This is a genomic window from uncultured Rhodococcus sp., from assembly GCF_963525155.1.
In the GTDB taxonomy this organism is placed as follows: domain Bacteria; phylum Actinomycetota; class Actinomycetes; order Mycobacteriales; family Mycobacteriaceae; genus Rhodococcus_F; species Rhodococcus_F qingshengii.
In genome coordinates this window covers 1-5,509 of sequence record NZ_CAURKP010000267.1, presented here as the reverse complement: position 1 = coordinate 5,509, position 5,509 = coordinate 1, and the positions used below count along the sequence as shown (strand labels likewise).

The window sequence follows — 5,509 nt, the reverse complement described above, 5'->3', positions numbered from 1 at the left end:
CTCCCGGGCAACACGATTCGACCACTCGTCCAGGTCGCGATAACTGAGCTGCCGGTTCTCGAGCGACAGGGCCACCGAGTCAGGATCGATCGCCACGGCGTCCGCCAACAACTCAGGCCACAATTTCGGAGGTACTTCGGGGAGCCCATGCGCCGGCGTCAACTCGCGACGTTCGGGATCGCCGAGTAGGTCGATGTCACCGATCGGTACCTGCGGATTCCGGGTCACTGCCTCGAGCACACGAACGAACATGTCGGCAAAACCGCCGACCGTACCGGGGTCGAAGAGATCAGTGGCAAAGTCGACGGCTCCGCTCATCCCTCCCGGTTCACCGCGATCGTCGTACTCCTCGGCCAGAAGGAATTCCAGGTCTACCTTCACTACCTCGAGTTCAGGGTCGATCCCGCGGACTTCCAGTCCCGGTAGCTTCAGAATCGGTCGTTCGTTGTTCTGGAATTCCAGCGACACCGAGGAAATCGGTGCATAAGCGCTCGACCGTTTCGGCCCGACCGCGTCCACTACCCGCTCGAAGGGCACGTCGGAATGAGCGAACGCGGCGAGGTCGACTTCGCGGCAATGCTCAACCAACTCGCGGAACGATCGAGCCGGATCCACCTGTGTGCGCAGTGCGAGCGTGCCGACGAACATGCCGACCAGATCATCGAGGGCACGATCTCCCCGGCCGGCGATCGGCGTGCCGATCACGATGTCGTCGGTGCTGCCCAAACGTGCCAGCAAGAGCGCGAGCGCTGCATGCACAGTCATGAATGCAGTGGACTCGTGCTGCCGCGACACGTTCAGAATACGGCGGTGAAGATCACTGCTGATCGAGAAGTGAATCCGCGAGCCGTGAAAACTCTGTTGCGTCGGCCGGTCTCGATCGAGCGGAAGTTCCAAGAGGTCGGGAGCACCTGACAGTGCACGTCGCCAGTAAGCCAACTGCTCACTGATCACCGACCCGGGGTCGTCGACTGAGCCCAGAATCTCCCGTTGCCAGAGCGCGAAGTCGGCGTACTGGACTGGAAGCGGCGTCCACTGGGGATCCCCGCCGTACGCGTGGGCCTCGTATGCAATCATCACGTCTCGGGTCAACGGAGACATCGAGAAGCCGTCAGCCGAGATGTGGTGCACCACTACGGCAAGCACGTGTTCGCGCTCATCGATGGTGAACAACGCTGCCCGCAGGGGAATTCGTGCGGCGACGTCGAAACCGGCCGAGACCATCCGGGCAAGCTCGTCACGGAGATGATGTTCGTCGGTCACCGATGTCTCGGTCAGTTGCGGCAGCTCGGCGCTCTCGGTGGGCAGGATGTGCTGGACCGGTCCGTCACCGTGGACCGGGAACATCGTTCGCAGCGATTCGTGGCGGGCGATGACATCGGACATCGCTGATCTCAAGGCCGGTTTGTCGAGTTCACCGCTCAACCGCACCACGAGCGGAATGTTGTATGCAGGAGAACTGGTGTCGAGTTGATTGACGAACCACATCCGCTGCTGAGCAAACGACAAGGGGATGTTGTCGGGTCGGGGGCGCGGTCCCAGTCGCTCCGACCCTTCGGCAACCGAGTGGCCGATCACCGTAGCCAACTCGGCCACCGTCGGCGTCTCGAACAGATCCCGCACGCCTACGGTAGCTCCGAGCACCGCCCGTAGCCTCGCCGCGACCGAAGTGGCGCTCAGAGAATTTCCACCGAGCTCGAAGAAACTGATGTCGGTACCGACTCGTTCGAGGCCGAGCACCTCGCCGAACACGTCCGACACTGCCTGTTCGACCGGGCCGACCGGGGGACGGAAATCCCCTGTGGTCGTCTCGATTTCGGGTCTTGGCAACGCCGAACGGTCGACTTTTCCGACAGCGGTCAACGGAATGTTCTCCAGCACCGTGAGAACGGCAGGCACCATGTGCGAAGGCAAGCGCCGGGCCACGGCGCGAATCAGGATCCTGGTGTCCAGTCGACCCGCCGTGGGCACGACGTACGACACGAGTCGGGTGTCTCCGGTGGGGCCGGAATCGGCAACCGTAACGGCAAAACCGACGTTGGGCTCCGACATCAGCACACTGTCGATCTCACCGAGTTCGACACGGAAGCCTCGAACCTTGACCTGGAAGTCGCTTCGCCCGACGTACTCGACACACATGTCCGCCGTCCATCGCACGATGTCGCCGGTGCGGTACATCCGCGTTCCTGGGTCAGCCGGGTTGGCAACAAAGCGTTCTGCCGTCAACCCCGCCCTTCGGTGATATCCCCGTGCCACGCCTGGTCCGGCCAGGTACAGCTCGCCGGGGACCCCGACGGGAACCGCTTGAAGTCGAGTGTCGAGCACCAGTTCGCTGACGCCCCTGACGGGTCCACCGATGGTGATTGGTTCTCCGGCGGTCATCGGCGGGCTGACGTTGGACATGATCGTTGCTTCGGTCGGTCCGTACGCGTTGTACAGGCGGCGGCCAGGTGCCCAGCGAGCGACGAGGTCGGGCGGGCACGCCTCGCCCCCGAATACGACTTCCGAAAGTTGTTCCAGCCCAGCCGGGTCCACCGATGCCAATGCCGCTGTGGTGACGAACGCGTGCGTGACGGCGTGCTCTGCCAGAAGTTGCGCCAGGTCCTCGCCCCCGTAGATCCCGGGTGGAGCGACAACCATCGTCGCCCCGGCTCCGAAAGCCTGCAGATATTCGAAGAGCGACCCGTCGAAACTCGGAGTGGAGAAGTGCAGCGTGCGTGATTGTGGAGTTGCGCCGTAGCGTTCGAGCTGGTCTCGGGCGAAGTTGTCGAGCCCTCGCTGCGTGACCACGACGCCCTTGGGCACGCCGGTCGACCCCGAGGTGTAGACCACGTAGGCAGCTGAATCCAACCCGATCGGACGGAGTCGGTCGTTGTCGGTCAACGGGCTCCCCGAGAATCCCTCGCACTTCTTAGTGAAATGCGGATCGTCGATAATCAGCCACTCCGCGATATCGGGCAATCGATCTCGGCCCGCGGTGGTGGTCAATCCGAAGCTGACCTTCGAATCGATCAGCATGTGATTGATCCGCTCGTCCGGATAGTCGGGATCGATCGGCACGAACGCAGCGCCTGTCTTGGCGACGGCAAGTATCGACACCACGGACGCGAGAGAACGTGGGACACCGACCGCTACATAGTCCTCGGTTCCCAGGCCGTGCGAGACGAGCATGCGAGCAATGCGATTGGAAAGGATGTCCAGCTCGCCGTAGGTCATGCTGCCGTCCGCCGATTCCACGGCCGGTGCGTTCGGATCACGCTGGGCTGCCTCGTCGAAGATCTCCGGGAAGACGCGCAACGACCCGCCGGCCGTGCCACGGACTGGCACCAATTCAGTATGTTCGGAGGCTGCGAGCACCGACACCACAGCCAAGGGACGATCCGGCTGGGTACACGCTTCGAGTACGCGCCGCAGTCGTCCGGCGATCTCTTCGATGTCGGCGGCACCGAAAACCTCGGGTATGTACTCGAATTTCAGGCGGAGCCTGGTGTCGACCGATGCTACGAGGCTGAGCGGGTAGTGGGCAGCGTCCTTGGCTTCGACATCGGTGATCCGGACCCCCGCAATATCGGTATCGGACGAAAGCCCCTGACGGTCAACGGGATACGATTCGAACACAGTCAACGTGTCGAATCCGATCTCCGGCCCCGCGCCTACGTGGATCTCGGAAAGCCCGAGACAGTGGTGATCCGACAGCTCTGCTTGCTCGGCCTGGATCCGCGCGAGGAGTGTGCCGATACTTTCACTCGGGCGCAGCGTGATTCGGACCGGAATTGTGTTGATGAACAGCCCGACCATGGTTTCGATCCCGGTCAGCTCGGGAGGTCGACCCGAAACCGTCGCTCCGAACACCACATCGTCTCTCCCGGTCAGTGCAGCAAGGACGATCCCCCACGATGCCTGAACAATCGTGTTGATCGTCAGCCCGAGTTCACGCGCCATTCCGCGAAGTGAGGTTGTGAATTCCTCGTCCAGATCGAACACCCACTCGGCCGCCATGGTGGAGAGTCGACGCGATCGAACCGCTGGAGCCAACAGCGTCGGTCCTTCGACTCCGCTCAGCGTCCTCGCCCACACAGCTCGGGAAGCTTGCTGATCGCGGCAGCTCATCCAGGTCAGATAGTCGCGATACGCGCGCGCGTGAGGCAAGGCCGCCACTTGACCGTCGGCGGCATAGAGCGTCGCCAATTCCCGGATCAGCAGGGGCATGGACCAGCCGTCCAGAAGGATGTGATGATTGGTGAGCACGAGCGTGAACTTTTCGGGGGCGAGAGCGATCAGGGTGAATCGGATCAACGGCGCCCGTGCCATGTCGAACGGGCGCGCTCGGTCCTCGGCCAGCGCTCGATCAATTTCCTGATCTGGTGCACCAGTGAGGTCGATTTCCTGCCACGGCGCTGCCACGTTGCTTCGGACCACCTGGACGGCACGCCCGTCGGCGCTGTGAAGGAAGGCGGTACGCAGGTTCTCATGCCGGCCGAGCAGCGCGTCGGCGGCGCGGCGCAGGCGCTCCGAATCGACTGCGCCGGCTAGATCGAGAGCCACTTGTACGAGGTATGCGTCGACCGATCGTTCGGCCAATTCGGCGTGGAACAACAACCCCGCTTGCAGTGGAGAGAGTGGCCAGACATCGCTCAGGTCGGGACACCGACTTTCGAGGTCGTCGATCGCCTCCTGTCGAAGATCGACCAGATCGAAGTCCGAGGGTGTGAATCCGCCGCCGCCCGCCGCGAACTCTCCGAGCCCGGCCAGTGCGTCGAGCCACCACTGCCCCAGTTGCCGAACGTCGTCCGCACCCAGAATGTCCGGTGGGAACGTCCAGCCGGCAACGAGCTGCGGACCGTCCTCGGTATCGCTGTCGACCGTCATCACGTTGACCTCGAGGACGCTGGCGAGTGGGAGATCGACGGCCGCAACCGTCCGCAGGTCCTCGTCACGGATCGGTACCCATCCCGCTGAAGCGTCGGCATCGGTTCCACCGACGCGTCCGAGGTAGTTGAAGCTGATCTGAGGCACCGGAAGTTGCGAAAGAGTGTGTGCCGTTTCGCGGTTCAGATAGCGCAGCAACCCGAAGCCGATGCCGCGGTCCGGCACCGCCCGGAGTTGTTCCTTGACAGTCTTGGCAGCGACGCCGGCAGCCGGGCCGCCGGCGAAGGCGTCACCCGGATCCACTCCGCTCAGATCGATCCGCACCGGGAAGATCGTCGTGAACCATCCCACCGTGCGAGCAAGATCTGCCCCGGGAACTACCTGTTCCTCGCGTCCGTGTCCCTCGAGACTGATCAATGTCTCCGGATTGTCGATGCCGCGGTCCATGCGCCAGCGGACCATCGCAAGTGCCAAAGCCGTCAACAATCCGTCCTCGACGCTCCCGTGAATCGCCTGCGGAACTGTCGTCGACACGGCCTCGGTCAATCCCGTGGGAACTCGTACTTCGATGTCAATGGTGGCCGAGGCGGTGTCCCTCTTCGTCAGGGCGTGCACACCCGGAGTCGGATCCGGGCCCTCG

1 protein-coding gene is annotated in these 5,509 nt (G+C 63.2%); it reads right to left on the bottom strand.

Annotated features, from left to right (window positions below):
• Window positions 1–5,509, bottom strand: a 5,509-nt coding sequence (locus RWT78_RS27700) for a non-ribosomal peptide synthetase (RefSeq protein WP_314682401.1), incomplete at both ends; no start/stop codon positions are given.